This is a genomic window from uncultured Enterovirga sp., assembly GCF_964242715.1.
Taxonomy (GTDB): Bacteria; Pseudomonadota; Alphaproteobacteria; order Rhizobiales; family Beijerinckiaceae; genus Enterovirga.
This window is the reverse complement of the sequence record NZ_CAXTAZ010000063.1, coordinates 1-25,827: the sequence shown is the minus strand read 5'-3', so window position 1 is coordinate 25,827 and position 25,827 is coordinate 1. Positions and strand designations below refer to the sequence as shown.

The 25,827-nt window shown below is 69.1% G+C and carries 22 protein-coding genes and 1 pseudogene; 5 read left to right on the top strand and 18 right to left on the bottom strand.

What is annotated here, in order from left to right; translation table 11 throughout:
- From ACFE87_RS22075 to ACFE87_RS22040, 8 genes and pseudogenes are all read right to left on the bottom strand, one after another.
- Nucleotides 1-439: pseudogene (locus ACFE87_RS22075) on the bottom strand (ABC transporter permease); the annotation flags it as partial.
- On the bottom strand, nt 436-2,445 hold the full coding sequence (locus tag ACFE87_RS22070) for an ABC transporter substrate-binding protein (protein ID WP_375461818.1): 2,010 nt from the start codon (nt 2,443-2,445) through the stop codon (nt 436-438). The gene ACFE87_RS22070 and the pseudogene ACFE87_RS22075, both read right to left, overlap by 4 nt.
- Nucleotides 2,442-4,310 (bottom strand): dipeptide ABC transporter ATP-binding protein, encoded by a 1,869-nt coding sequence (locus ACFE87_RS22065; protein ID WP_375461819.1) that lies wholly within the window; start codon nt 4,308-4,310, stop codon nt 2,442-2,444. The genes ACFE87_RS22070 and ACFE87_RS22065 overlap by 4 nt, the downstream gene beginning before the upstream one ends.
- A 5-nt stretch (nt 4,311-4,315) precedes the next feature.
- Nucleotides 4,316-5,140 (bottom strand): polysaccharide deacetylase, encoded by an 825-nt coding sequence (locus ACFE87_RS22060; RefSeq protein ID WP_375461817.1) that lies wholly within the window; start codon nt 5,138-5,140, stop codon nt 4,316-4,318.
- Entirely contained in the window at nt 5,137-6,315 is a 1,179-nt protein-coding gene (locus ACFE87_RS22055; protein ID WP_375461816.1) for a glycosyltransferase family protein, read from the bottom strand. Before ACFE87_RS22055 ends, ACFE87_RS22060 begins: the two co-directional genes overlap by 4 nt.
- Nucleotides 6,312-7,460: a glycosyltransferase family 4 protein gene (locus ACFE87_RS22050; RefSeq protein ID WP_375461815.1), complete on the bottom strand. Its 1,149-nt coding sequence runs from the start codon at nt 7,458-7,460 to the stop codon at nt 6,312-6,314. Before ACFE87_RS22050 ends, ACFE87_RS22055 begins: the two co-directional genes overlap by 4 nt.
- Nucleotides 7,457-8,761, bottom strand: coding sequence for a glycosyltransferase family 4 protein (locus ACFE87_RS22045; RefSeq protein ID WP_375461814.1), 1,305 nt, complete (start codon nt 8,759-8,761; stop codon nt 7,457-7,459). The genes ACFE87_RS22050 and ACFE87_RS22045 overlap by 4 nt, the downstream gene beginning before the upstream one ends.
- Before the next feature lie 9 nt (nt 8,762-8,770).
- Complete coding sequence (locus ACFE87_RS22040) at nt 8,771-10,042, bottom strand: glycosyltransferase family protein (protein WP_375461813.1); 1,272 nt, start codon at nt 10,040-10,042, stop codon at nt 8,771-8,773.
- Nucleotides 10,043-10,185: 143 nt separating this feature from the next.
- Between ACFE87_RS22040 and ACFE87_RS22035 the strand changes: the two genes are divergently transcribed.
- From ACFE87_RS22035 to ACFE87_RS22020, 4 genes are read left to right on the top strand one after another with little or no spacing between them, the layout of a single operon-like run.
- On the top strand, nt 10,186-13,053 hold the full coding sequence (locus tag ACFE87_RS22035; protein ID WP_375461812.1) for an ABC transporter transmembrane domain-containing protein: 2,868 nt from the start codon (nt 10,186-10,188) through the stop codon (nt 13,051-13,053).
- A gap of 15 nt (nt 13,054-13,068) precedes the next feature.
- Complete coding sequence (locus ACFE87_RS22030) at nt 13,069-13,524, top strand: cyclic nucleotide-binding domain-containing protein (RefSeq protein ID WP_375461811.1); 456 nt, start codon at nt 13,069-13,071, stop codon at nt 13,522-13,524.
- A 29-nt stretch (nt 13,525-13,553) separates the two neighbouring features.
- A complete protein-coding gene (locus ACFE87_RS22025; RefSeq protein WP_375461810.1) occupies nt 13,554-14,321 on the top strand; it encodes an SDR family NAD(P)-dependent oxidoreductase in 768 nt (255 codons plus the stop codon).
- Nucleotides 14,322-14,378: 57 nt separating this feature from the next.
- Nucleotides 14,379-15,164, top strand: a complete 786-nt coding sequence (locus ACFE87_RS22020) for a class I SAM-dependent methyltransferase (RefSeq protein ID WP_375461809.1) — start codon at nt 14,379-14,381, stop codon at nt 15,162-15,164.
- Nucleotides 15,165-15,182: 18 nt separating this feature from the next.
- On the opposite strand, the gene ACFE87_RS22015 is transcribed toward ACFE87_RS22020, so the two are convergent.
- The 8 genes from ACFE87_RS22015 to ACFE87_RS21980 all read right to left on the bottom strand — a co-directional run bounded on the left by ACFE87_RS22015 (nt 15,183) and on the right by ACFE87_RS21980 (nt 22,446).
- The gene (locus tag ACFE87_RS22015; RefSeq protein WP_375461808.1) at nt 15,183-15,419 is read right to left on the bottom strand and encodes an Lrp/AsnC ligand binding domain-containing protein; all 237 of its coding nucleotides are present in this window, start codon (nt 15,417-15,419) and stop codon (nt 15,183-15,185) included.
- A gap of 106 nt (nt 15,420-15,525) precedes the next feature.
- Nucleotides 15,526-16,158 carry a peptidase C15 gene (locus ACFE87_RS22010; protein WP_375461807.1) on the bottom strand — a complete coding sequence of 211 codons (633 nt, stop codon included), beginning with the start codon at nt 16,156-16,158 and terminating at the stop codon, nt 15,526-15,528.
- Nucleotides 16,159-16,162: 4 nt separating this feature from the next.
- Complete coding sequence (gene meaB / locus ACFE87_RS22005) at nt 16,163-17,140, bottom strand: methylmalonyl Co-A mutase-associated GTPase MeaB (RefSeq protein WP_375461806.1); 978 nt, start codon at nt 17,138-17,140, stop codon at nt 16,163-16,165.
- Between the two features lie 40 nt (nt 17,141-17,180).
- Nucleotides 17,181-18,329 (bottom strand): YbfB/YjiJ family MFS transporter, encoded by a 1,149-nt coding sequence (locus ACFE87_RS22000; RefSeq protein ID WP_375461805.1) that lies wholly within the window; start codon nt 18,327-18,329, stop codon nt 17,181-17,183.
- 71 nt (nt 18,330-18,400) lie between these two features.
- Nucleotides 18,401-19,153, bottom strand: coding sequence for a DUF3750 domain-containing protein (locus tag ACFE87_RS21995; RefSeq protein WP_375461804.1), 753 nt, complete (start codon nt 19,151-19,153; stop codon nt 18,401-18,403).
- Nucleotides 19,154-19,388: 235 nt separating this feature from the next.
- Entirely contained in the window at nt 19,389-20,891 is a 1,503-nt protein-coding gene (locus ACFE87_RS21990; protein ID WP_375461803.1) for a tripartite tricarboxylate transporter permease, read from the bottom strand.
- Nucleotides 20,892-20,901: 10 nt separating this feature from the next.
- On the bottom strand, nt 20,902-21,408 hold the full coding sequence (locus ACFE87_RS21985) for a tripartite tricarboxylate transporter TctB family protein (RefSeq protein WP_375461802.1): 507 nt from the start codon (nt 21,406-21,408) through the stop codon (nt 20,902-20,904).
- Nucleotides 21,409-21,453: 45 nt separating this feature from the next.
- A complete protein-coding gene (locus ACFE87_RS21980) occupies nt 21,454-22,446 on the bottom strand; it encodes a tripartite tricarboxylate transporter substrate binding protein (RefSeq protein ID WP_375461801.1) in 993 nt (330 codons plus the stop codon).
- Between the two features lie 186 nt (nt 22,447-22,632).
- Here ACFE87_RS21980 and ACFE87_RS21975 point away from each other — a divergent pair, with 186 nt between their 5' ends.
- Complete coding sequence (locus tag ACFE87_RS21975) at nt 22,633-23,415, top strand: lytic transglycosylase domain-containing protein (protein ID WP_375461800.1); 783 nt, start codon at nt 22,633-22,635, stop codon at nt 23,413-23,415.
- Between the two features lie 63 nt (nt 23,416-23,478).
- Here ACFE87_RS21975 and ACFE87_RS21970 read toward each other — a convergent pair whose 3' ends face one another.
- Complete coding sequence (locus tag ACFE87_RS21970; protein ID WP_375461799.1) at nt 23,479-24,675, bottom strand: patatin-like phospholipase family protein; 1,197 nt, start codon at nt 24,673-24,675, stop codon at nt 23,479-23,481.
- Between the two features lie 33 nt (nt 24,676-24,708).
- A partial coding sequence (locus ACFE87_RS21965) for a methylmalonyl-CoA mutase family protein (protein WP_375461798.1) occupies nt 24,709-25,827 on the bottom strand: 1,119 nt, incomplete at its 5' end.

The window sequence follows — 25,827 nt, the reverse complement described above, 5'->3', positions numbered from 1 at the left end:
CGATGTAGTCGCCGACGGAATATTGCCGCGTCGCCGAGTAGATCGCGATCGGGATCGAGACGACGTGGACGAAGACGACCACCACCAGGTTGATGAGAAGCGTCAGCCAGAGCGCGTCGCCCACGACCTCCGTCACCGGCCGATCGTATTCGAAAGACCAGCCCCAATCGCCCTGGATCAAGCCGGAAAAGCCGTTCGGCCCCGGCCACACGCCGATCCAGACGAGGTATTGCTGCCAGACCGGCAGATCGAGGCCGTATTGCTTGATCAGGAACTCGGCTTTGGCCGCGGAGGCGGCCTCGCCCTGGGAGCGGAGTTCCGCGATCTGGTTCGTCAGGAAGTCGCCCGGCGGCAGCTTGATGATGAAGAAGACGAGCGCCGAGATGATGGCGAGCGTCACGGCCATCGTGCCCGCGCGGCGGATCAGGAAACGGATCACGGGCGGGCATTCCCCGTCGCATTCTGCTGCGACGTGACGGTCGCGTCGCCGACCACTCGCCGCGGCAGCCAGGCCTCGCGGCCCGCCGGACGCTCCCAAAAGAATTCGTCCATCCGGTAAACCCCGAGCATCGAGGTCGGCTCCCACGAATAGACGGCCCGTTCCGGGATGTTCTTCAGGCCGACCTTGACGACGATCGGCTGGAGCGCCCCGGCGACCGTGCCGATCGACCAGACATTCTCGGCCCGGACCTTGAGCATCTCGCGCCAGATACCGGCCTGAACCACGTCGTCCGAGGTGCCGAGCCACTTGTCGTAGAGCGCGGAGAGATGGTTCGCCTCCGCCATGTCGCAGGCCTCGCCCATGGTGCCATGCGTCTCGCGATGCTGGCCCCATTTCGACCAGGCGTAATTGTCCTGCCGGAGAGGCGCGAGTTCGGAGGGGGGCATCACGGCGGTCGGCACCGCGAGGTCGAGGCCCTGTGCGGCCACCATGACGGTCTGGCCCGAATAGGTCCGGTTGCGCAGGACGTTCCGGTCCTGCGGTTTCACGAACAGCTTGATGCCGACGTCGCGCCAGAATTCGGTGATCAGCGTGAGGCCGTCCACCACGATGGAGGCCTCGCCATCGGTCTCGACGATGATTTCCAGCTCGCGGCCGTCCGGCAGGAGACGAATGCCGGCGCTGTTCCGCTTGTCGAGGCCGATCTCGTCGAGGAGGCGCGAGGCCTCCGCGGGATCGTACTGGGCATTCAGGGTCCGGAATTCGGGCTGGAAGAGCAGGCTCTCCTCGGCGATGGTGTCGTTGCCCTCCTTGCCGAGCCCGAACAGGAGCGCGTTGTTCAGCATATGCCTGTCGATCGCGAGCGACAGCGCGCGGCGATAGCGGAGATCACGGTTGAGCTTGCGCCAGACGGGGTCGGCCGTCGTCAGGTTCGGGAAGAGCGCGAGTTCGCTGCCCCGCGCATAGGGCCACATCAGCGTCCGATATTTGTGGGCGCGTTCCCCCTCCTTCAGGATCGGGATGTCGCCCATGCTGAGGCCTCGGAAGAGCAGGTCGACGTCGCCGGAATTGGCCTTCGCGGCCATGAGGCCGCCGGCCGCGACGTCGAGGACGATCCGGTCGAGATAGGGCAGTTGCTGCCCCTCCGCATCGACCCGGTGATAGAAGGCGTTGCGCTCGAAGACGAAGCGGGTCGCGGGGCCGGGCGTCACCACCTTCCAGGGCTGCAGGCTCGGAAGGTCGGGATTCGAACTCTCGAACATGTCGTCCATGCGGTTATGCAGGGCCGCCCAGGACTTCATCTTCGAGCGTTTAGCGGTCTCCTCGAGCGCGGCCTTGTCGGTGTATTTGGCGTGGAAGCGTTTCAGGTAATGCGCGGGCCGGTAGATGAAGGGGTCGCGCGGCTGGGCCAGCGTCGGCAGGAAACGAGGGTTCGGCTTGTCCCAGCTGAACCGGACCGTGCGGTCGTCCAGGATCTCGAAGCGCGGGCCCTTGCCGTCGCTGAGGAGGAAGTCCGGCAGACCGGTCGGGCTGAGGACCTTGTCCTTCAGGACGTCCTCCCAGTAATAGCGGAAATCCTCCGTGGTGAACGGGTGTCCATCGGACCAGCGATGGCCTTCGCGCAGCGTGAAGGTGAAGACACGATCGCCGTCATTCTCGGATTTTTCCAGGAGGTCCGGACCGAGCTTCAAACGCTCGTCATATCCGACCAGCCGGGCATAGGAGCTGGCCGACAGGTAGCGGATGTCGCGGGCCCGGCCGACGAGCGAGATGATCTCGCCGCCATGTCGGCCGACCTGGCGACCGCGGCCCGCGAGATCCACGACGAGCGGCGTTTTCGGCAACCGCTCGGCCGTGTTCGGCAACTCGCCGCGCGCGACGCGGTCGCGGAAGAGCGGCGTCTCCTTGACGTCGAGCGCCGAGGCCGGAACCGCCAAGAGCGCCAGCCCGCCGGCCGCGAGCGCCCGCAGCGTGGCCGGGCGCCAGGATGGCATGAGCATCATGCTGCCTCCTCGGTCACCGTATTCGACATCATCCGCACCTTATGATCCGGGCTGAGTGCGGTCATGTGCCCGCTATCGGCGTCGGCCAGACGGTAAGGCTCGGGCCAGGCGGATGGGTCGGAGAACCTGTCGTTCCGGAGCTTCACGAAATCGAGAGGCCGGTCCAGATCCGGGTCCGGCACCGCCGCCAGGAGGGCCCGGGTGTAGGGATGGACCGGGTCCCGGAAAAGGGTAGCGGCCGAGGCCTCCTCCACGATGTGCCCCCGGCACATCACGGCGATCGTGTCGGCCACGTAATCGACGACCGCGAGATTGTGGGAGACGAAGATGTAGGAGAGCCCGAGCGCCTTCTGGAGATCTTTCAGCAGATTCAGGACCTGCGCCTGGACCGAGACGTCGAGCGCCGAGACTGGCTCGTCGCAGATCAGCACCTCGGGCTCCAGTGCGAGGGCGCGCGCGATGCCGAGCCGCTGGCGCTGGCCGCCCGAGAAGGAATGCGGGTAGCGGCGAAGACTCCGGCGGTCGAGGCCGACCATGTCGAGGAGGGCCTTGGCGCGCTCGAAACGATCGTCCGAATTGCCAATCGCGTGGATTTTCATCGGCTCGGTCAGGATGTCGTACACCGTCATGCGGGGGTTGAGGGACGAGAACGGATCCTGGAACACGAACTGGACGGTGCGCCGGTAGCGGGTCAGGGCCTCGCCTTCGAGCTTGTGCACGTCCTGCGGTCCGGAACCGTCGTCGAACAGAACCCGGCCGGCATTCGGTTGCAGCGCCCGCGAGATAATCTTGGAGACGGTCGTCTTGCCGCAACCCGATTCCCCCACGAGGCCGAGCGTGGAGCCGCAGGACAGCGACAGGCTGACGTCGTCCACCGCCCGGATCACGCGCGTCTTGCCGCTGAACCAGCCGGCCCGCAGAACGTAATCCTTCGAGATATTCTCGACCTTGAGAACAATACGGTCGGTCTCGCAAACCACGCGAGGCGTCGTGCTCGCCGCCGTCGCGGCCGTCTTGATCTCGCGCAGCGGGGTCAGGCGCTCGCCGGCTTCCATCGCGAAGCGCGGGACAGCCCGCATCAGGGCCTTGAGATAGGGGTGTTCGGGCCGGCGGAAGATCTCCTCGCGCGGTCCCGATTCCATCATCCGGCCGCGATACATGACGACCACCTCGTCGGCCATGTTCGCGACGACGCCGAGATCGTGCGTGATCAGGAGGACCGACATCCCCGTGTCGGCCTGGAGTTCCTTGATGAGGTCGAGGATCTGCGCCTGGGTCGTGACGTCGAGCGCCGTCGTCGGTTCGTCCGCGACGAGGAGGGCGGGCTTCGTGATCAGCGCCATCGCGATCATCGCCCGCTGGCGCAGCCCGCCCGAGAGTTCGAACGGATAGGTCGTGAGCGCCCGTTTCGGGTCCGGGAAGCCGACGCGGCGAAACACGTCGATCGCGCGCTCCTTCGCCTCCGTCTCGGTGACGTCGGCATGGAGCCTCAACGCCTCCGTGACCTGGTCGCCCGCCGTGTGGAGCGGTGACAGCGAGGTCATCGGCTCCTGGAAGATCATCGCGAGACGGCCGCCGCGAAGCTGCCGCATCCGCTCGCTCCCGGCATCGAGCGCCGCGATGTCGAGGGGCGGATGACGGTCGCGCGGATCGTCGAACAGGATCGATCCGGCGCCGATATGCGCGACCTTCGGCAGGATGCGCATGATCGCCTGGGCGGTGACGGACTTGCCCGATCCGGATTCTCCCACGATCGCGACGGTCCGGCCACGGGGAACGTCGAAGGTGAGCCCGTCGACGGCCTTGAACACGCGCTGATCGGCGCTGATCTCGACCGTGAGGTCCTTCACCGCGAGAAGCGGCATCTCCGTCACGCTGCCTGCTCCATGTCCGGACGCCGTGCCTCGGTCGAACCACGCGGATCACAACGCCGCGATGACGATCCGGACAACGTGATGACGTCCGTGACGCTGCGGAAGCGGATCGCGGGATGGCGGGCTGCCTCGTCCAGGAACGATTCGACGAAGCGCCAGAGCGCCTCGTCGAACATGAGGTGATGGGTGAGAAGGCCGAGGGCGGTCGTGCCGCTCGCCAGCGCCGTCTCCGCGGCCCGGGCGAGGTGCTCCACCGGAACGAGGCTGCGATCGACCCGCCAGGCGACCGGATCGAGATGGGTGTCGACCCGCTGCGTCCCGTTCCGTACGGGTCGGCGCTGAATGGGCGAGCCGAAACCCGACAGCGCCAAGTATCCGAGCCGCGGAAGCCTTTCCGAATGTGCCGGCGCGATCCGGTTCCAGGGCGGGACCAGGACCGGAGCCGCCTTGCCGCCGAAGAGCCGTCCGGTCAGGGCCAGGGCTGCGCCGAGTTCGGCCTCGGCCGCTGCCTGTGAACGATGCGCGCCGAACTCGGCCGGTTTCTCCCCCGCGGACGCGTGGTTGGTATGGGCCAGGCCGTGGGTCAGCACGGTGACGGCCGTCTCTTCGGCGAGGCGGTCGACGAGCGAAGGCTGCACCCGCGCCGGGATGGCCGCGATCGAGACCGGGCAGCCCGAGGTCGCCGCAAGCCCGAGCAGGCGGTCGAGGGCCGGCGTGTGACTCACCGCGTCGTCGTCGCGCCACCAGAGGTCGAGGACCCGGCCCTCGGAACCGCACCGGTCCAGGATGTCCCAAAGGGGGGACGACACCGTGCGGTTCACGCCGCCGCCCCTGTCGCCCGGCGACGCGCGCCCGATCTGGCCAGCCGTTCGATGCAAGCCACCGTCGCCGACGCGCCGTCGAGCCGGATAGGGGGGAAGACCGGCCGGGGACGCGCGAGAGCCGCCTCGACGCCGCGTCGCAGGATGCCGGAATCCAGCTTCGACTCGGCCAGCAGGGTCACGAGCCCCCGCTCGGCCAGCGCCGTCGCCCGACGCTTCTGCTCGGTCTCGCCGGCCTGCTCGAAGGGCACCAGCACGGCACGGGGCTGCGTCGCGACGATGTCCATCACGGTGTTGTAGCCGGCTTGCCCGACGAAGACAGCCGACTTCCGCAACAGATCGCGAAAATCCGAACGGGACCGCTCGACCGTCGCGTTGGAGGGGGCTCGGCGGACCAGGTCTTGGTGACCGGCTTCGTCGACCCCGGCGCCGACGAGGATGTGCCAGCGGAGGTTGCCGCGTTCGGCCGCCGCCCCAAGCGCGGCTCGGTACAGGGGGAGCGCCGCGGCGCTGGAGCCGCCCGAGACCAGGATGGTCTCATCGTCCCTGGGCGAGGGGGCCTCGCTCTCCGACCACGCGTCCGGTCCGATGTAGCCGGTGTAGGTGAGCCGCTCCCTCAGATCCGCGTCGACGGGCCACGAGGCCTCGAGCGGGATCAGCGCCGCCTCCCCGTGGACCAGCACGGCGTCGTAATGCCGGCGCAGCAGATCGTGGGTCGCGGCCGCCTTCTCCGGCCGGCTCGGCGCGGCCAGGATGTCGCGGATCGAACAGGCGAGGATCGGCCGGTCCGGCGCCGCCTCCACCGCGCCGATAAGCGCCCTGAATTCCGGGGCAAGGACTCGCCGGCCGAACGGAAACAGCTCGGTCACGACCACGTCCGGTCGGACCGCCGCGACGGTCCGCAGCAGGATCTCGCGCCGGGAAGCCAACAGCTCCGGCCCGACGGGCCGTCCCGCAAGGTCCCGCAGGGACGTGAAGTCGCCGAGAGGCGTTCTGACCGGCGGCAGCTGAACGACCTCCACGCCCGCGACGTCGACGAGGGGGCTCGGCGCGCCACCCGTGACCAAGGTCGGCCGATGTCCCTGCGCGGCGGCCGCCCGCGCGATCGCGGCGGCACGGGTCAGGTGTCCGGCCCCGAGGAGATGCGTCACGACGATCAGGATACGAAGGCTCACGCCGCGAGCTCCTCGGTGACGAGGGGCGCGAGGGCGCCGCGCAAGATCTCGGCCGCGCCGCCGACATTGCGGTGCTCCACGACGAAGCGCCGCGCCGCCGCGCCCATGCGGCGGATGAGCGCGCGGTCTATGAGAAGGCCGCAGAGCGCATCGGCGAAGGCCGCCGGGTCGCCGGGCGGCACCAGGATGCCGGTCTCCCCGGCCCGCATGGCGTCGGCGACCCCGCCGGAATCGCCGGCCAGAACCGGGCAAGCCATCGCCTGCGCCTCCAGCAGCGCCATGCCGTAGGCCTCGTTCACGGCGGGCCAGACGAGGAGGTCGGCCTGCCGGTAGAGCGCGGCCAGACGGCCTCGGTCCTCCATGAGGCCGTGCCACACGATGCGCGGCCCGAAGGGCACGAACAGGGCTTCGATCTCGGCCCTGGCCGGGCCGTCGCCGACGATGTCCAATGTCCAGGATTCGGCCTGCCGGGCCTGAGCCAGGTTCAGGGAGGCCGCCAGGATGCGATAGGAGGCGAGCTTGTCGCCATCGCGCATCATCGCGACCGTGAGAAGACGAGGGGCGGGGGCCTCGGCGATTTCTACGCTCCCGCTCGGAGGGGGCGGCCAGGCAGCCAGATCGAGGAAGGGCGGCAGGTCGACCAGCCTCTGCCCGGGTCGGCGCGCTTGCGCCAGCGCCTCGCGGTCGTGGCCCGTCATCGCGAACAGGAGGCTGGCCCCGTCGAGCGCGGCTTCCGCGCCGGAATGGCCGATCGACCAGCGGCCACCCGCCCGTTTCGCGGCCCGCGAGCCCTCGGCCACGACATAGGGAATGCCGAGCGCGCGGCTCACTGCCGGCCCGAGCCAGTCGGGCGCCTTGTAATAGCAATGGTAGGTGAACCAGAGCCGCGGACGTTCGGTCGGCGGCGCCCGGCGAAAGCCTTCGGTCAGTCGACCGGCCTCCCTGAGGCCTGCCTCGCGAAGCGCTTCCTGGCGGACCGGGTCGCCGCTGGGCTCGAATGTCCGGAGCCGGCTTGCCAGGGTCGGGGCGAAGCCGCCTTGGCGGAGCGCAGCCAGGAGCAGGCGAGCCATCGTCCGGTCGCCGGACGGGGACGGGTGATCCGGGCTCTTCAACGGGGCGTAGAAGGCGATCGGAAGGGGCGTCATGCCGGGACCCGTCCGGCCGTCGCGACGCCGGGATCCGGGCCGGTTCCGGTCGGCAGGCCGGCCCCGACCTCACCGGCAAGCCGCTGCGCCAGCCAGTCGAGGCCGCGCTCGGCCGCAAAGCTGTCCCGAAGCCGGCGCACGGCCGCGCGGCCGAGGGCATGGCGTCGGGCCGGATCGCGGGCGAGCAGGTTGAGCGCATTCGAGAGCGCCGCCCAGTCCCCCGGCTCGACCAGTTCGCCCTCGATCCCGGGCCGGACAAATTCCGGAATTCCGGCAAACCGTGTCGCGACCAGGGCAAGCTCCTGCGACGCGGCTTCCATGATCACGTTCGGCAATCCGTCCCGGTCGCCATCCTGGGCTTCGCGGGACGGCAGCACGAACAGGTCGGCCTCCCGCAGCATCGCGATCACATCGGGCTGTGCCATCGCCCCCTGGAAGGCGACCCGCCCGGCGATGCCCGTCTCCTCGGCGAGCGCCTTCAGCCGCCCGAGGAGCGGCCCTTCGCCGGCATGGGCGAAGCGCCAATGGAGACCGGCCGGCAGGGCGGCGAGCGCCCGGAGAAGGTCGTCGAAGCCCTTCTTCTCGACGGCGCGCCCAACGGAGACGATCCGGACCGGATCCCCCGGATCTGAGCCGTCGCGACCAGGACGGTCCCCGGGTGCCTCGGGAAACCGGCGCAGGTCGAGCCCATGATAGAGAAGAGCGACCCGGCCCGGCTCCGGCGCGAGTGCGGCGAGATGGCGATGGCCCTCCTCGGTGCAGGTCACGCCCCACCGGGCATCGGCAAGCTTCTCCCGCTTCTCCCAATCCGGGCTCGTCCAGATGTCCTTGGCATGGGCCGAAAAGCTCCACGATCGCCCGGTCAGGAGGGCCGCGTAGCGGGTGACGGAGGCCGGCGTGTGCAGGAAATGGACATGCAGATGCGTGATGCCGGGATCGAGCTCGCGGGCGAGCACGACCGCCTGACCGAGGCGGCGCAGACGGTTCGCGGTCGGGTCGCGGCGGAGGTCGCGCAGGAACGTGCGGAGGAGGCGGCCGAAGCCGGGGCGGGCGAGGGCAGACGCGAGGCCGCGCAGCACCCGGATCGGGGCCTCGTGGAGATATTCGGGCAGGTAATGCAGCGGAGCCCGGATCGCGCGATGCATGGGATGGAGCATGCGGTCGGTCGGCTCACGGAGCGACCAGATTTCCAGATCCGCCCCGCGCTCCTCCAGCCCGAGGATCTCCTGGGCGATGAAGGTCTCCGACAGGCGCGGATAGCCCTTCAGCACGATCGCGATGCGACCCGGTCCCTCCCGCACGCGGCTGTCCTATTCGGCGGCGTGGCGGAGGAGATGGGCGGAACGCTCGCCGTGAAGCGCGACCGCGAAGCGGTTCCGGATCACGTCGAGCCCGTCGAGGAGCCCCGGTACGACCACCTCCGAGGGACGCGGTTGAGACGGCAGCCTGCGGAGCGCCTCCGCCATGGCGGCCGGATCGCGTCGCCCGTCTTCCTCCTCCGCGAGCAGGCCGACGAGGCCGAGCCGCTGCGCTTCGGTCGCCCGGATGAACTGTTCTAGGCGTGGTGTCGTCCTCGGCACGATGAGCGAGCGTTTGTCGAGGGACAGGATCTCGCAGAAGGTGTTGTAGCCCCCCATCGCCACGATGGCGGTCGCCCGGTCCATCAGGAGTTCGAGCTTCGTGTCGAAGGACACCGCGTCGAGCTTCGGATGACGGCGGATGCGATCGAGGAAACCCTGGCGGCGGTCGCGGTCGGTGAAGGGACCGAATACGACGAGCGCCGGCAGATCGATCTCTTCGCCGCTCTCGTAGGCCGAGATCACCCAATCGATGAGGTCGTCGCCGTCGCCGCCGCCGCCGGTCGTGACCAGGATGAAGGGCTGCCGGGTCAGGGTTGGGTAGCGCCTCAGCATGGGCTCGTTCGGCAGCTCGCGCCGCAGGTAGCCGGTATAGATGGTCGCCTGCGTCAGGCGAGGCGAAAGCGGAAGGGCATCGAGGGGACGGTAGATGTCCGCCAGCCCGTACACCCAGATCTCGTCGTAATACCGCTCGAGGATCTCGACGGCGCCCTTCCGCTCCCATTCGGGAACGAGCAGGCTCGGCTCGTCCATCACGTCGCGGACGCCGAGGACGATGCGGCATCCCTGCGAGCGGAGCCGTTCCAGCGCGGGCAGGATCTCGCCGCGAAACCCGGTCGGCTCCTTGTCCACGATGAAGACGTCCGGCCGGAAGGTTTCGGCCGACTGGAGGATCAGCGCTTCCCGGAAGTGGGTCGCGTCCTCGATCGAGAGGTTCAGGTTGAGCGAGCGATAACCACCGTCCGCGAGCTTCGTCACGCCTGGCACCCGGACGTAATCGACGCCAGGCCCGAAATCGAAGCTGCCGATCACGGGCGAGCCCGAGACGATCACGGCCGAGAGGCCGGGCCGCTCGGCCACGAGGGCATTCGCGATCGCCCGGGATCGCCGGAGATGGCCAAGTCCGAAGGTGTCGTGGCTGTAGATCAGGACGCGGCCGTGATCCTCCGGGCCGGCCGTGATGGATGCGGCCAACCGGTCCGGCTCACCACTTTCGTAGGCCATGCGACGACGTCCTGCACGGGATGCGCGGCCGCCGGGCTGCGCGGCGGAGGACCGATGCTACCACGAACTGGCCGAGGATCATCCCCCCGGTCCCTGAGCGCCGTATCGCTTCCCGGGCTTCGCGGTGATACGGTCGAAATTCTATGAACAAGAGCCTCTTCCGCTACATCTGGCGTCACTCGAAGCGCGACCAGCTGCTGATCTTCGCGGTCGTGATCGCCTCGCTGCCCCTCTACTACATCTCGCTCGACCTTCCCCGGAAGATCGTGAACGAGGCCATCCAGGGCCGCGCCTTCGAGAATGGCCAGATGACGGCCACGTTCCTGGATCTCTCGATCTCCTGGCCGAAATGGCTCGGCGGCGGCTCGACGGACATCGTCCCGGGGTTTCAGGTCGGGCGGCTCGAACTCCTCTATGGGCTGTCGACCCTGTTCCTGTTCTTCGTCCTCGTGAACGGGTTCATCAAATACTGGATCAACGTGGCCAAGGGTGCGCTGGGAGAGCGCATGATGCGGCGCCTGCGCTTCGAGCTCTTCGCCTCCTCGCTCCGTTTCACGCCGGAAGCCTTGAAGAACGTGCGCTCGGCCGAGGCCGCCACCATCATCAAGGACGAAGTCGAGCCGATCGGCGGCTTCATCGGCGACGCCTACATCCAGCCCATGATGCTGGGCACCCAGGCGGCGACGGCGCTGATCTTCATCCTCGTGCAGAGCATCTGGCTCGGACTGCTCGCCGGCGCGGTGGTCGGGGTGCAATTCCTCATCATCCCGCGCATGCGTCGCGAGTTGCTTCGGCTCGGACGGCTGCGCCAGATCGCGTCGCGCCGCTTTGCCGGGCGCGTCAGCGAGGTCATCGACGGCATGGAGGCCGTTCAGGTCCACGATACCGGCACGTGGGAACGCGCCGAGATCGGCGGGCGCCTGCACGAGCTCTTCGACATCCGGTTCAAGATCTACAAGCGCAAGTTCATCGTCAAGTTTCTGAACAATCTCCTGGCGCAGATGACGCCGTTCTTCTTCTACGCGGTGGGCGGCTACTTCGCGCTCAGCGGTAAGCTCGACATCGGTCAGCTCGTCGCCGTCATCGCGGCCTATCGCGAGCTGCCGCCTCCCTTGAAGGAGCTGATCGACTGGGACCAGCAGCGCCTCGACGTGCAGGTGAAGTATGATCAGGTGGTGGCCTATTTCTCGCCCGAGAGACTGGTGTCGGGTGACGACGAGGAGGCCGATTCACCCGACGAGCCGATCATGGGTGCTGTCGAGGTCTCGGGCCTGGAGGTCCTGGAGGCGCATGGCACGCCGATCATCGCCGGCAGTTCCTTCGCGCTGACGCTGCCGACGCGGCTCGGCATCCTGTCCGATGGATCCGCCGCGGCCGGCCTGCTGGCCCGCATCCTGGCCCGCCGCGGGGACGATCACTCGGGCGAGATCAAACTGAACGGGACGGATTATCAGGCCCTTCCCCGGGCGGTCGTCGGTCGCCGCATCGCCTATGCGGGGACCGACGCAGTGCTGTTTCCGGGCACGCTGCGGGACAACATGCTCTATGGGCTCCGGCAACGTCAGATCAGCCCCGTCGAGCCGGACGAGGCCGAGCGTCTGAGGATCAGCGAGGCCAGCCGGACCGGCAATCCGACCGAGACGATCAGCGCCGATTGGGTGGACCTGGAGCGGTCCGGCTACAAGGACGTGGCCGAACTCGACGAGGCCCTGATCGACCTCCTCAAACGCCTCGGCCTCGAGGAGGACGTCTACCGTTACGGGCTCTCCGGCATGATCGACCCGGAGCGGCAGCCGGCGCTGGCCGAGCGGATCGTGGAGGCCCGGGAGCGGCTTCACGCCAAGCTCCAGGACGAGGGCAAGGCAGACCTCGTCGAGCGGTTCGATCCGGCGTGCTACAATATCCAGGCGACCCTGGTCGAGAACCTGCTCTTCGGCGTTCCGACCGCGAAAGGACTCACGGGCCGGGCGATCGTCGAAGACGACGCCTTCCGGTCCGTGCTCGACGAGGCCAAGCTCACGGACGATCTCGTGGCGATGGGCGCGAACATCGCGGAGACGATGACCGACATCTTCCGCGGCCTGCCATCCGGACATCCGCTCTTCGATCAATTCTCCTTCGTGCATGCGGACGAACTGGGCGAATTCGAGGAGATCGTGAAGCGCTCGCGCGTGAAGGGACGGGGCGGCCTCACCCGCGACGACCGTCTCCGGCTGCTCGCCCTGCCCCTCGCCTATGTCGAGCCTCGCCACCGCCTCGGCCTCCTCGACGACGCCATGCGGGCGCGCCTCCTCGAGGCACGCGGCGCCCTTCGCGAGGCCTTGGAAAAGCGGGAGGAGCCGGGGGTCGAATTCTACGATCCCGAGCGCGTCAACACGGCGGCCCCGGTCCGGGACAATCTCCTGTTCGGCCGCGTGAACGATTCCGTCGCCGCCGCCCGCGAACAGGTCCGGGAGATGGGCGCCCGCGTGGTCCAGGAGATGGAGCTTTCGACCGAGATCGAGCGCGTCGGCCTCGACCACCAGGTCGGTCCGGCCGGCCGGCTTCTCTCCCCGACGCAGCGGGCCAGCGTGAACCTGATCCGCTGCGTCGTGAAACGGCCCGACCTCCTGGTCGTCGACGGCGCCTTCGCGCCCTTCGGTGAGAAGCGGATCGAATCGCTGATCCGCTTCCTGGCGGAGGCGACCGAGGGGAGAACGCTGGTGGTCGTCCTGCCGAACGACCACCACGTGGCCCTGTTCGAGAAGGTGATCCGGTTCGAGGACAGGCGTGCGATCCTCGAGGACGCCCCCGCCTCGCCGGTGTTGGACGATCCCGACGAGGTCGTCGAAGCGACACCGGACGAAGTCGCGGCGCGCGAGAATGAGGGCGACGAAGCCGCCCCGGGAGCCGGCGACGATACCATCCCCGGTGCCGAGGCCGAGGCAGAGGCCGCGGCGAGCGACGCGCCGAACCCCGATCGGGCCGAGGCCGACCCGGCCCGGATCCCGACCAAGATCGCAGCCGAATAGGCAGAAGGTTCCGTTATGACGCTCGATACCGAAGTGCAGTCTCTCCGCCAGGTCCCGATGTTCCGGGACATCGACCCGTCGCGGCTGAAGCTCCTGGCCTTCACCTCCGAACGCATCCGCTTCGCGGTCGGCCAGAAATTCTTCTCCCAGGGCGACGCCGCCGACGCCGCCTACGTGATCCTGGAGGGCAGGGCGGACGTGGTCCTCGATGCGAAGTCCGGGCAGATCAAGGTCGCCGAACTCGGCAAGAACGCCCTCGTCGGCGAAATGGCGATCCTGTCCGACATGCCCAGGAGCGCGACGGTGGTGGCCTCCGAAGCGCTCTCCGCGCTCCGCATCGACAAGCGCGTGTTCCTGGAATTGCTCGGCCAGTTTCCGCAGATGTCGATCGCCGTCATGCGCGAGCTTGCCCTCCGCCTCGAGCGGACGAACGCCCAGCTTCTCGCGCGGTCGGTCCCGAAGACCGTCTGAGCATCCTCACAAGCAACAGGAAGAGGCGGATGGATCTCGGGGCATCGATCCAGGGACGGCATGTCCTCGTCACCGGAGCCTCGAGCGGTCTCGGGCGGCATTTCGCCGAACTCTGCGCCCGGCATGGGGCGCGGGTCACCGTGGCGGCGCGTCGTCGCGACAGGCTGGAGACGCTGGTCGAGGACCTCCGGAGGCTGGGCGCGGCCGGCGCGGCGGCGCTCGACCTCGACGTGTCCGATGCGGCATCCGTCACGGCCGCGCTCGAGGAGGCCGAGCGCGAGGCGCCGCTCGACATCCTCGTCAACAATGCCGGCATCGCCGAGAGTCGTCCCGCGCTCGACGTGGAGGAGGATCTCTACGATGCCGTGGTCGACACGAATCTGAAGGGCGTGTGGCTCTGCTCCACGGGTGCCGCCCGGATCTGGCGCGACGCGAAGCGGCCCGGCGTCATCGTCAACATTGCCTCGATCCTGGGCTTCGGCGTGACCGGCTCGGTCTCGGTCTACGCGGCCACGAAGGCCGCCGTGGTCCAGATGACGGCCGCGCATGCGCTCGAATGGGCCCGGTTCGGCATCCGGGTGAACGCGCTCGCGCCCGGCTACATCGCGACCGAGATGAACGCCGCCTTCTTCGAGAGCGACCCCGGCCTCGCCATGATCCGCCGCATCCCGACCCGCAGGCTCGGCCAGCCGGAGGACCTCGACGGCCCCTTCCTCTTGCTGGCGACCGACGCCTCGCGCTGGATGACAGGAAGTTGCATCACCGTCGATGGCGGCCATCTCGTGTCGGCGCTATGAGCGCGCCGGCAGATTGCGGCCCCGAGCGCCCGGATGCCGCAACCAGGTTCGTCTCGCATGTCTCGTGAAAGGGTCGTCGGCTTCGATCGGGCTCTTCGCCGTCTCCGGCGCGCCCTGCCGTTCTCCTGGCTGAGCCCGCCGCGGTCCGGCTTGCCCGGGCGCGATCTCAAGGCGGCCTATATCCGCCATGTCGCGCGCCTCGTGCAGGAGATGCCGGCCGACGAGGCGATGTCGGCGGCGGTCGGCGGTGCCTTCGACGGGATCGGCGCGATCGAAACGGCTCTCGTGCGCCATTACGGGTTGCCGGCGGACGGTTACCTGATCGATGTCGGCTGCGGGTCCGGGCGACTCGCAAAGCCTCTCTCGGCCTATCTGTCGGGTTCTTATCTCGGGCTCGACCTCGTGCCCGCTTTGCTGGATCACGCTCGCAGGCTGGTTCCGCAGCCCGGCTTCCGATTCCAGGCCGTCGACCATATCGGCATCCCCGAGGCGGACGGGCGTGCGGACATGGTGGTCTTCTTCTCGGTGCTGACCCACCTGCTGCACGAACAGAGCTTCTGGTACCTGCAGGAGGCCACCCGGGTCCTGAAGCCTGGCGGCCGTATCGTGTTCTCTTTCCTGGATTTCGTAGAGCCGGCGCATTGGCCGGCTTTCGCCGCGGCAGTCGCGTCCGCGAGGGTCGGTGCCGACATGCATCTGAACGTGTTCATCGCCCGGGACTGGATCCCGATCTGGGCCGAACATCTGGGCCTCGTCGTCCACGATCTCAGGACGGGGAGCGAGGCCGTCGTCCCGGAAGGCGCCCTCGGCCAGGCCTTGTGCGTGCTGGAAAAGCCGCTCTAGGCGCTGACCGCCGGAAACTCAGAAGGCCTTGAATGTGATGATGGTGCGGGTGTCGGCGATGTCGGGGATCGTCTGCACGTTCTCGGCGATGAAATGGCCGATATCCACCTCGTCCCCGAGGTGGAACTTGGCCAGGATGTCGTAATTGCCCGCGGTCGAGTAGATTTCGGACGCGATCTCGCGGTCGGCCAGCACGCTGGCGACCGGATAGGTCTTGCCGAGCTTGCATTTGATCTCGACGAAGAAGGTCTGCATTGCGGCACGTCCGGGAGGCCGCTCATGCCGGCGGAAGCCGGTACCCAGTTCTGGGCCTGGACCCCGGCTTTCGCCGGGGTGAGCGGAAGGGTTGACCGGACGGCCTCTATCCCGAGCGTCGTGCGGAGGCAACGCGGCGCGCCTGCAACAGGAGCTGCGTAGCGATCATCGTCAGCGCCGCCGCGAGGCTCTCTTCCTGTCGCAGGTGACGGCGGCAGGGTGAGGAGCGCGGCCGAGGCGTCACCGGCTTCGGGATGTGGATGAACAGCGTCGGCGCGGAACCGGCGAGGGCGCGGAAATAGGCCGCGTTGCAGAGATACCGGCCGGCATCCCGCGAGAGGCGAGCCGGCACCTGCTCGCGCCGGAGGGCGAGAAGGGCGCGGATTGGCGGAAACCGGCTCCGTCGCTCGCTCGGCACGCCGGACCCCTCCGGACGTTCCGCCCTCACGCCCGCAGCGTCAGCGAACAGCGCCGAGCGCCGCGGCGTCGCACGGCCCTCGACACGGATGCGCCTGGAGCGTCCCGCGACCCCGATCATCAGGACCGCATCCGGCTTCCCGGCAAGCGCGGGATCGAGTTCGGTCTCGAGCGCGGCATAGGCCGTCGTCAGGATCCGGCTCTCGGCCGAGACGCCGAGCAGGCGCCAGCGGGGAGCGCTCGCCACGGCCCGGGCGAGCGCGGCGCTGGGATTCCGGGGCATGGACGGGAACGGCCCGAAGCCGGTCACGAGAAGGCGCATGGCGTCAGATCCCGAGAATGGCCGCAATCTCGTCGGCTCCCGCGGCGGGCGAGAGCCTCGCCTCCGCGACCGCGGCCTCGATGGCCGGCAGTTTTTCGCGGATGGTCGGGTCCGTCCTGAGACGCTCGCGGATGCGCTCCTCGACGAGCGCCCACATCCAGCGGCCGTCCTGCCGCTTCCGCTTCGCCGCGAACGCGCCGGCGGCCTCCATCCGGTCGCGATGCTGGCGAACCTGGTCCCAGAGTGCGTCGAGCCCGGTTTCGGCAAGGCCGGAGACAAGGAGGACGGGCGGGGTCCAGGCCGCCCCCGGTGGCACCAGGATGTGGAGCGCGGCCCGGTAGTCTGCGGCCGCCGCCGCGGCCCGCTCGCCGCCCGAACCATCGGCCTTGTTCACGGCGATGATGTCGGCGAGCTCGATGATGCCCTTCTTGATGCCCTGCAGCTCGTCGCCGGCGCCCGGCAGGGCCACGACCAGAAACGTATCGGTAAGGTCGGCCACCGCGGTCTCGGACTGGCCGACGCCGACCGTCTCGACGAGGACGACGTCGAATCCCGCCGCTTCGCAGAGCAGCATGGCCTCGCGTGTCCGGGCCGCGACGCCCCCGAGCGTGCCGGACGAGGGGGAGGGACGGACGAAGGCCGCCGGCGCCGTTGCCAGCCGGGCCATGCGGGTCTTGTCGCCCAGGATGGCTCCGCCCGTGCGGCTCGAACTCGGATCGACGGCCAGAACCGCCACCCGGTGTCCGCGATCGATCAGGTAGCTGCCGAGCGCGTCGATCAACGTGGATTTGCCGACGCCCGGGACCCCCGTGATGCCGACCCGGATTGCGCGCCCGGTTCGGCTCATCAGGCCGTCGACCAGCGCCCGGGCGCCGGGCCTGTCCTCGGGACGCTTCGATTCGACGAGCGTGATCGCCCGCGCAAGCGCGGCTCGGTCGCCGCCTGCGACGGCCTCCCCATCGGGCGGGATACGCCGGCTCATGGCCCCTTGTGCCGGTGCGGCGGCGCTTCGTCGAGCCGCATCAGGCGGACGCTTGAGAGGCGGGAAAGAGCAGCGGCACCAGCGCGCCGACGGCAAGGGCCAGCCCGGCCGCGAAGAGCGCGTCGTGCGACTCCGTCCGGGAAAACAGGGCGGCGAGCGCGAACCCTGTGAGCGCCTGGGCGACGGCGAAACCGGCCGTGGCCCTGACCCATATCGCCCCCGCGGCGGGTCCGGCCAGTTCCCGGGCCCGCGCCAGAGCCGCGGCCGCGATGCCGACCGCGGTGAAACCGCCGAGCGCGGCCGCGCTCATGACGGCGAGGCGTCCCGGCACGAAGACGAGTGCGAGCGAGGCGATCTGGATTCCGATCCCGATCCGGAGCGCGGTTCCGGCTCCCCACCGGTCGGCCATCCGGCCGACGAGCAGCGGACCGGGAAGCCCGCCGAGGCCGAAGAGGAGCCAGGCCAGCGCCGCCTGATCCAGTCCCATCGAGCGGCCGCGGACGACGAGGTCGGCGAAATAGACCATGTGCGGCACGAAGGCTCCCGCCGAGAGCGCATAGGCGACGTAGAGACGGCCTGCTCCCGCGGACGGGGCGGTCGGGATCACGATGTCGCCGCTCGGCCAGGCCCGTGCCGCGCAAGCCCACAGCACAGCGGCGACGAGGGCGAGGCCCAGCCAGGTTTCCGGGATTCCGGCCTCGAGGAAGGTGGGCACCACGAGCGCGCTGGCCACCACGCCCCCGGCCACCCCGCTGAGGACGATTCCGCCCGCGAAGCCGCGGCGCGCTGCCGGCACCGCACCCTGCACGGCAGGACCCGCCAACGCCATGAGGATGCCGCCCGCGATCCCGGCCGCGCCTCGCCAAAACGCGAGCCACGGCACGCCGGCATGCCAGGCGCAAGCCGAGAGCGAAAGGACGACGAGGGCCATCCCGAGATTCAGAGCCGCCGGCGTGCCGAGCCGTCGGGCGAGGCTTCGGGCCGAGAGGACGCCGACGAGATAGCCCGCCAGGTTGAGCGCCCCGAGAAGCCCGGCCTCAGCCCCGCTGACCCAGCCGGCCGTGACCATCGCCGGAAACAGCGGCACATAGGCGAAGCGCGCGAGACCGTTTCCCGAGAGCGTCGCGGTAGCGCCTGCAAAAGCGAGGGCGAGCGTACGGTCCGAAGCGGGGGCGGGGGCTGTGATCACCCCACCATATTCAGGTCGGGACGGGATGCGTCCAGAGCGGCCGCGACATGGCTCGGCCGCGCCCGCCGCCTCTATGCCGCCGTCTCGATCGCCATTCCGACCCGGCCCCAGCCCGGCAGCTTCAAGGCGGGCCTGCGAAGATCGATGCCGGTGACGAGGCCGAGGAAGTTCATCTCGAATCCCTCCACCCAGCCCAGCGTCACGCCGAGATAGCCGCCGAGCTGCACCTGAATGCCGGTCCGGCTCGGGGTCAGCCCGATCATGTCGCTGGCCGGGTGATAGTCCTTGCCAAGCGCGGTCGGCGGCATGGCGACCTGAAGTTCAGGCAAATCGGCCAGGACATGGGCCACGAAGGTGTTCGAGTTCGGCCCGGGCCAGACGCGGTAATCGCCCCCATTCCGGTACGGGTAGGCCGCGACCGCCTGGGCCAGCTTGGGGATCAGCCGCTCGGCGGCATCGCCGTCGAGAGCGACGACGAGCTGCGGCGCGTTGCCGAACCAGCGGGCGTCGGCCGGCCAGCCATTGGTACGGACGGGCGTGCCCCAGCCGACCTTGTCGAAGCGGGTGTAGCGGGCGGCGCCCTCGGGCTTGACCACGATCCAGCTGTGATGGGCGACGATGCCCTTCCAGCGCCCGGTTCGGGCCGCGTAGATCCGGACCATCGCGCCTCGATGCGCGGCCGGCTCGGGCAGGATATGCGCGCTCGACCAGTCGGCACGGCTCCAGTCCGGCGCCGCATCCTCGCGCATCGCCCACCACAGGGCATGGGTGGCGAGAGGCAGGATGAACAGGATCAGGATCGCGAGGAGCACGCGGAGGGTCATTGGTCGGGAAGCAGAGGGAGGGAGCACGGGACCGCATGACGGGTCGGCGGCATGGATGATATGATCATGGACGAGCAGCTTTGCTACCCGTCGTGAGCAACGACACATGAACCTGCACCTGGTCCCGTCAATCCCGGTGATTCCGGGTGCGGACGGCCTCAAAGCGTTTCGGCCGCTTTCCCCGGAACTCGCCGCGGTGACGATCCGCCTCGCAGATCTCGCCTGAACCGCCCAGTTAGGCAGCCTGCATCCGGCCGCCGCTCGACACACGCCGCCAGGCCAGCACCCCGAGCGGCCATAGCAGGGCCGCGAAGGTCATCGAGGCGAGGACTGCCGAGACCGGGCGCTCGAAGAAGGGCAGGATGCTCCCGTCCGACTTGATGAGCGAGGTCACGAAGCTCTGCTCGACCATCGTGCCCATCACGATGCCGAGCACCATGGCGGCGACCGGGTATCCGTTCGCCTCCATGACGTAGCCGATGAGCCCGAAGGCCGCGACGATGAGCACGGCGACGAGGTTGTTGCCGGTCGCGAAGGCGCCGACGGCGGCGCACATCAGCACGATCGGCATGATCGAGGCGCGCGGCGCTCCCATGACGTAGCTCGTGCCCCGAATCATCATGATCCCGAGCGGGATCATGATGATGTTGGCGATGACGAAGATGATGTAGAGCGCGTACATGCTGGAGGCGCGCTCGGTGAAGAGCGTCGGGCCCGGATTGAGCCCCTTCATGTAGAGGACGCCGATCGCGATCGCCGTGATGGTGTCGCCGGGAATGCCGAACAGCAGCGACGGCACCCACCCCGAAGCGAGGCTCGCGTTGTTCGAGGCGCCTGCCTCGACGAGCCCCTCCGGGTGGCCCGTGCCGAACTTCTCCGGCTCCTTGGAGAACCGTTTCGACATCGCGTAGCTGACCCAGGCTGCCATGTCCGCGCCCGCGCCCGGCAGCACACCGATGATGATGCCGATGACGTTGCCGCGCATCATCTGGCGCCAGTATTTCTTGGTCAGCGCGATCTGCCCGGCCAGGATCGAGCCGAAACGCCGCCTTGCGAGCTTCGGCGGCTCTGGCGTGAGGAGCGCCCGCATCACCTCCGACACCGCAAAGGCCCCGACGAGGGCCGGCACCGGCTCGATGCCGCCGAGGAGATCCGTGAACCCGAAGGTGAAGCGCGGCACCCCGCCCGGATTCTCCATCCCGATGCAGGAGACGAGGAGCCCGAGCAGCATGGAGGCGATCGCCTTCACGGGCGAGGAGCGCGCGACCAGCGTCGCGCACATCAGCCCCATCACGGCGAGCCAGAAATACTCGAAGGTCGAGAAGCTGAAGGCGAGCTCGGCGAGGAGCGGCGCCATGGCGACGAGCGAGATCGTCCCGGCGATCCCCCCGATGGCGCTGAACCAGACGCAGCAGCCGAGCGCGAGCTCGGGGACGCCCTTCCGGGTCATCGCATAGGCTTCGTCCGTATAGGCGGCCGAGGCCGGCGTGCCCGGGATGCGGAGCAGCGTTCCCGGGATGTCGCCCGAGAAGATCGCCATCGCGGAGGCCGAGATGATGGTCGCGACGGCGGCGATCGGGGAGAGGTAGAAGGTGACCGGCACGAGGAGCGCCGTCGCCATCGTGGCGGACAGGCCGGGAAGGCAGCCGACCACCAGACCATAGACCGAGGAGGCCAGGATCGCGATGAGCACGTCCGGCGCCGCGACCATCCGGAAGGCTTCGATCCAGGTGTTCATCGGTCGGGGCTCATGTCCAGGGCATTGCCAGGAGCCCGTCCGCGAGCGGCACGCGAAGCAGCTTGTAGAAGATGAGGTGAATGACGGGCGGCGCGATCGCGGCGAGCGAGAGCGCGAGAACCCACGACCCCCGGAACGCGACGACGAGCGTCACGATCATCACGGCCGCGGTCGGCACGAAGCCGAGCCTTTCGACGGCCACGACGTAGAAGACGAGGAGCGCGGGCGGCAGAAGCGCCAGGAGGCCGGACCAGAAGGGCGGCGGCGGTGCGGCCGCGAAGCTTTCGCGGGAGCCTTCGATCGACGCGAGGTCCGCCTCGGCCTCCTCCTCGAAACGCCGCCCGATCCCGGCGGCGATCATCACCCCGCAGGCGACGAGGCCGAGACCGATGACGAGCGGGAACACGTTCGGCCCCACCTGCTGACCGGGCACGGGCGGCAGGATGGAGCCGCCATAGGCCGCGCCCGCCCCGAGGGCGGCGACGAGGCCTCCGCTCACGCGGTCAGGAACGAGCATGGCTTCCCCCGGCAGCGGAGGTCGGGATGCGGCTCTCCGGCCGCCTCACACCTTGGCGAGCCCGGCGGCCTTCATGGCGATCCCCATCTTGGCATCGCCCGCGTCCATGAAGGTCGCGAAGCCGGCGGCATCGGCCCAGGTCATGCCGAAGCCGCGATTGGTCATGAATTCCTTGTAGCCGGCGCTGTCGAAGACCTTCTTCAGCGCGGCGCCGAGCTTCGCCTGGACGTCGGCCGGAAGGTTTTTCGGTCCGGCGATCCCGCGCCAGGCACCCGTCGCGTAATCCACGCCCATCGCTTCCTTCAGGGTCGGCACGTTCGGAAACTGAGGATTACGCTCGGGCGCCATGATGGCGAGGCTCCGGGCACGGCCGGCCTCGATGATCGAGCGGGCCTCGGGAACCGAGCACGGCACGATGTCGACGCCGCCGGCCGCGAGGTCCTGCATGGCGGGCGCGGCGCCGTTCGACGGCACCCAGGCGACCTGGTTCGCCGGCAGCCCCATGCTCTGCATCCAGCCGACGAGCGCGAGATGCCAGATCCCGCCCTGGCCGGTGCCGGAGGCCTTCATCTTGCCCGGCGGGCTCGCCTTGATGGCGTCGGCCAGGTCCTTGACGGTCTTGTACGGGGAATCCGCCCGGACCTGGATGCCGGGCGGGTCCTCGTTCACGAGCGCGAGCGGCGAGTAGCTCTTCGGCGTGAGTTCGGTCAGCCCTTGCCAATGCATCATGCTGATCTCGACCGTCAGCATTCCGAGCGTGTAGCCGTCCGGCGGCGCGGCCGCGATGGCGGCATGGCCGACGACTCCGCTGCCGCCCGTCCGGTTGACCACATTGACCGGCTGGCCGAGCTCCTTCTCCAGCAGCGAGGAGACGATGCGGACCGTCGCATCCGTGCCGCCGCCGGCGCCCCACGGGCAGATCATGGTGATCGGGCGGGACGGATAGGCGGCCTGGGCAGATGCTTGCCCGATGCCGGCCATCACACCGGCCCCGGCGACCGCGGACGCAACGAAGCTGCGCCTGGACACGTCCTTCATGATTCCTCCCGGACCCGGACGTCGACGCCGGTTCTCGAGCGGGATGCTAGCATCGTGAGACGGCCCGTCAAACCGATCGGGCCTCGCTCCGCCTATCGTCCACCACCCGCTGAACAATCGGGAGCGCGGGCGCGTTTGGGTAACTCTTCCCTGGCAGGATGGTGATGCAATGACGAGCGAGCGACCGTGAGGCTGACCTCCCGCCTTCTTGGGGCCGCGCAGCTGGCCGCGAGCCTCGCATCCACCGCGCAGGCGGGAGACGTGCCGCTTCCGCCTCCGCGCCCGGCCGGGCTTGTTCCCGCCTCGACCGACGTCGTCTCGGCTCCGGCGGCCCAAGGCGAAGCTGTGCCGTCGGGCCGCGATCTCTACCTTCCTCTCCTCACGGCCGAAGCCAAGGCACGCGGGCTTCCGCCCGACGTGGCCGACGCGGTCGCCCGGATCGAGAGCGGCTACCGGTCCGGAGCCGTGGGCGGGGATGGCGAACGCGGCATGATGCAGGTCATGCCCCCGACTGCCGCCATGCTGGGGTTTCGCGGCAGCCTCGCCGAACTGGCGAAGCCCGAGACGAACATCCGCCTCGGCGTGGCCTATCTGGCGGGCGCGTGGCGGGCCGCCGATGGCGACCTGTGCCGCGCCTTGATGAAGTACCGGGCCGGTCACAACCAGGAGCGGATGTCGGCGCTCTCGGTCGAGTATTGCCGCCGCGCCAAGGTGCACCTTGCTTCGATCGGCTCGCCGCTCGCGGCCGGAGCCCTGCCGGCCGCCGAGTTCGGCACCGTGCCGGCGACCGATCCCCAAACGCCCTTCAGCGGCTTGTCCCGCACCTGGTCCGCACAAGGGTTGGCACGCCGCGGCCGCCGTCTCGTCGTCGTGGATCGCGGCCGGTTCTGGGCGTCCCACCGGGCGCGCATGAAGGCGATCGAAGCGCGCCTGCACTGGCGTCGCGGCGGGATCCTCGCCGGAACCTGACCTTGTCGCCATGACGTCCTGTGCCGGACGGGGCGCGGGCCCATGTGACGCGCCGCTCGCATGTCAGCGAGCCGCGATCCGCGCCTCCCGAGACGGGATCTCGTCGCGCGCGCTGGGCGGTTTCGTCTGCCAGAAATTCCCCGTACGCCCGCGTTCGAAGCCGATCTTGTAGAGGCGCCGCATCCGCGCGGTGTCGAACCCGCTCTGGCCGGAGGGGTCGGAGGTGCCGGCGACGTCCTCTTTGCGGATGTAGGTCAGGTTGAAGCTGAAGCCCGTGCGGGTCGAGGCGTCATAGGTCGACCGCAGATCGTTGCGGATCTGCTGCGCCAGGGTCAGCGAGATGGTTCGCTTGGTAATCTCCGTCGTCCGGTTCTCCGTCACCTCGAAATCCGGCAGCGGAGACGTGTTGAGGAGGATGAACATGCGTCCGCCGCGAACGGAGAACCGGTTCGTGGACGATGCGCCGAGATAGTTGCGGGGCAGGGTGAAGACATTGGCCGAGATCCCGCCATCCACGTGCATCTCCTGGAAGGCCCGGCCGTTGGCCTGCACGCCGATCAGGGTCGGCGGAAAAACGACGGGGACGGAGGCAGATGCCACCATGACGTCGCGGAAGAGTTCGACCGCGCGCTGGTCGCCGCCCCGGGCGATCAGCCCCATGTCCCAAAGGACCGGCCGCTGGGCATCGAGGTTGGTCGTCAGCACGAGGAGGAGGCGTCCGCGCTCGCTCTCCCGCGCCACCTCCGCCACGAAGTCCGGCGTGACGTAGCGGGCCACGACCTGCCGCAGATTGTCGTTCGAGAAGACCGAGGCTCCGAACAGCGTGCTCACCAGGCTGGGGTCTGCCAGGAACTCCTCCGCAACGCCGCTGGTGTAGAGATCCTTGATGGTGGCGTCATAGCGCGGGCCGAGAAAGGCGAAGGGAGCGATGAGCGCGCCGGTCGACACGCCGGAGACGATCGTGAATTCGGGCCTCCGGCCGGATTGCGTCCAGCCGTTGAGGATGCCGGCCCCGTAGGCGCCGTCGCCGCCGCCCCCGGACAGGGTCAGGTAGGTGGGCGACCGACCGGCCTGCTCGATCACGCGGGAGGTGCGACGCTCGAAGGCGGCGTCCGGATAGTCGCCCCAGGTCCGGACATGCGCCACGTCGGGTTCGGCCCGCGCCGCCTCCGACAGCGTGTAGGGCGTCCGGGGTGCGACGCAACCGGTCGCGAGGCCGCCCATGAGGAGCAGGCACGCGACCCTGAACAAATCCGTCATCGATGTGCCACCGGGCAAACCTTCAAGAGCCCGCTACTCCGCCGCTTCTCGCGCGGCGAAACCAAGGCGCCCGTTCAGCTCGTGGACGAGCCGCTCCGCTGCGTCCGCAATCACCGTCCCGGGCGGGAAGATGGCCGAGGCGCCGGCGACGTAGAGGGCGTCGTAATCGGCCGGCGGCACCACGCCGCCGACCACGATCATGATGTCCTCGCGGCCGTATTCCGCAAGCGCGGCCCTGAGTTCGGGGACAAGCGTCAGGTGGCCCGCCGCGAGCGACGAGACGCCGACGATGTGGACGTCGTTCTCGATCGCCTGCCGGGCGGCCTCAGCCGGGGTCGCGAAGAGCGGCCCGATATCGACGTCGAAGCCGAGATCCGCGAAGGCCGAGGCGATAACCTTCTGGCCGCGGTCATGCCCGTCCTGGCCCATCTTGGCGACCAGGATCCGGGGCCGCCGCCCGTCATTCTCCTCGAAGGCCTCGACGAGGTGGCGCACCCGTTCCACCGCCGGTGACATCGCTCCCGCCTCCCGCTTGTAGACGCCCGAGATCGCCTTGATCTCGGCCCGGTGCCGGCCCCATACGCGCTCCAGCGCGGCCGAGATCTCGCCGACGGTGGCCTTGTGCCGCGCTGCCTGGATCGCAAGCGCGAGGAGGTTGCCGCCGCCCTCGCCGGCGCCGCGGGCCAGGTCGTCCAAAGCCGCCGTGACGGCGGCCTCGTTCCGCTCGGCGCGGAGCCGGCGCAGCTTGTCGAGCTGAAAGGTTCGCACGGCGGAATTGTCGACCCTCAGCACGTCGAGCGGGCGCTCCTCGACGGGCTTGTACTTATTCACGCCGACCACGGTCTGGGTGCCGGAATCGATCCGCGCCTGGGTGCGGGCCGCCGCCTCCTCGATCCGAAGTTTCGGGATGCCGGCCTCGATCGCCTTCGCCATGCCGCCGAGCCGTTCGACCTCCTGGATGTGGTCCCAGGCCTTGGCCGCGAGATCGGCCGTGAGCCGCTCGATGAAGAACGAGCCGCCCCATGGATCGATGATCCGGGTCGTGCCGCTCTCCTGCTGCAGCACGAGCTGCGTGTTGCGGGCGATGCGGGCCGAGAAGTCGGTCGGGAGTGCCAGCGCCTCGTCGAGCGCGTTGGTGTGCAGCGATTGCGT

Excerpts from the sequence above, each read along its gene's own strand:
- ACFE87_RS22070 (WP_375461818.1), bottom strand. The coding sequence starts at position 2,445 with ATGATGCTCATGCCATCCTGGCGCCCGGCCACGCTGCGGGCGCTCGCG.
- ACFE87_RS22065 (WP_375461819.1), bottom strand. The coding sequence starts at position 4,310 with ATGCCGCTTCTCGCGGTGAAGGACCTCACGGTCGAGATCAGCGCCGAT.
- ACFE87_RS22050 (WP_375461815.1), bottom strand. The coding sequence starts at position 7,460 with ATGACGCCCCTTCCGATCGCCTTCTACGCCCCGTTGAAGAGCCCGGAT.
- ACFE87_RS22040 (WP_375461813.1), bottom strand. The coding sequence starts at position 10,042 with ATGGCCTACGAAAGTGGTGAGCCGGACCGGTTGGCCGCATCCATCACG.
- ACFE87_RS22035 (WP_375461812.1), top strand. The coding sequence starts at position 10,186 with ATGAACAAGAGCCTCTTCCGCTACATCTGGCGTCACTCGAAGCGCGAC.
- ACFE87_RS22030 (WP_375461811.1), top strand. The coding sequence starts at position 13,069 with ATGACGCTCGATACCGAAGTGCAGTCTCTCCGCCAGGTCCCGATGTTC.
- ACFE87_RS22025 (WP_375461810.1), top strand. The coding sequence starts at position 13,554 with ATGGATCTCGGGGCATCGATCCAGGGACGGCATGTCCTCGTCACCGGA.
- ACFE87_RS22020 (WP_375461809.1), top strand. The coding sequence starts at position 14,379 with ATGTCTCGTGAAAGGGTCGTCGGCTTCGATCGGGCTCTTCGCCGTCTC.
- ACFE87_RS22015 (WP_375461808.1), bottom strand. The coding sequence starts at position 15,419 with ATGCAGACCTTCTTCGTCGAGATCAAATGCAAGCTCGGCAAGACCTAT.
- ACFE87_RS22010 (WP_375461807.1), bottom strand. The coding sequence starts at position 16,158 with ATGCGCCTTCTCGTGACCGGCTTCGGGCCGTTCCCGTCCATGCCCCGG.
- meaB (WP_375461806.1), bottom strand. The coding sequence starts at position 17,140 with ATGAGCCGGCGTATCCCGCCCGATGGGGAGGCCGTCGCAGGCGGCGAC.
- ACFE87_RS21995 (WP_375461804.1), bottom strand. The coding sequence starts at position 19,153 with ATGACCCTCCGCGTGCTCCTCGCGATCCTGATCCTGTTCATCCTGCCT.
- ACFE87_RS21990 (WP_375461803.1), bottom strand. The coding sequence starts at position 20,891 with ATGAACACCTGGATCGAAGCCTTCCGGATGGTCGCGGCGCCGGACGTG.
- ACFE87_RS21985 (WP_375461802.1), bottom strand. The coding sequence starts at position 21,408 with ATGCTCGTTCCTGACCGCGTGAGCGGAGGCCTCGTCGCCGCCCTCGGG.
- ACFE87_RS21980 (WP_375461801.1), bottom strand. The coding sequence starts at position 22,446 with ATGAAGGACGTGTCCAGGCGCAGCTTCGTTGCGTCCGCGGTCGCCGGG.
- ACFE87_RS21970 (WP_375461799.1), bottom strand. The coding sequence starts at position 24,675 with ATGACGGATTTGTTCAGGGTCGCGTGCCTGCTCCTCATGGGCGGCCTC.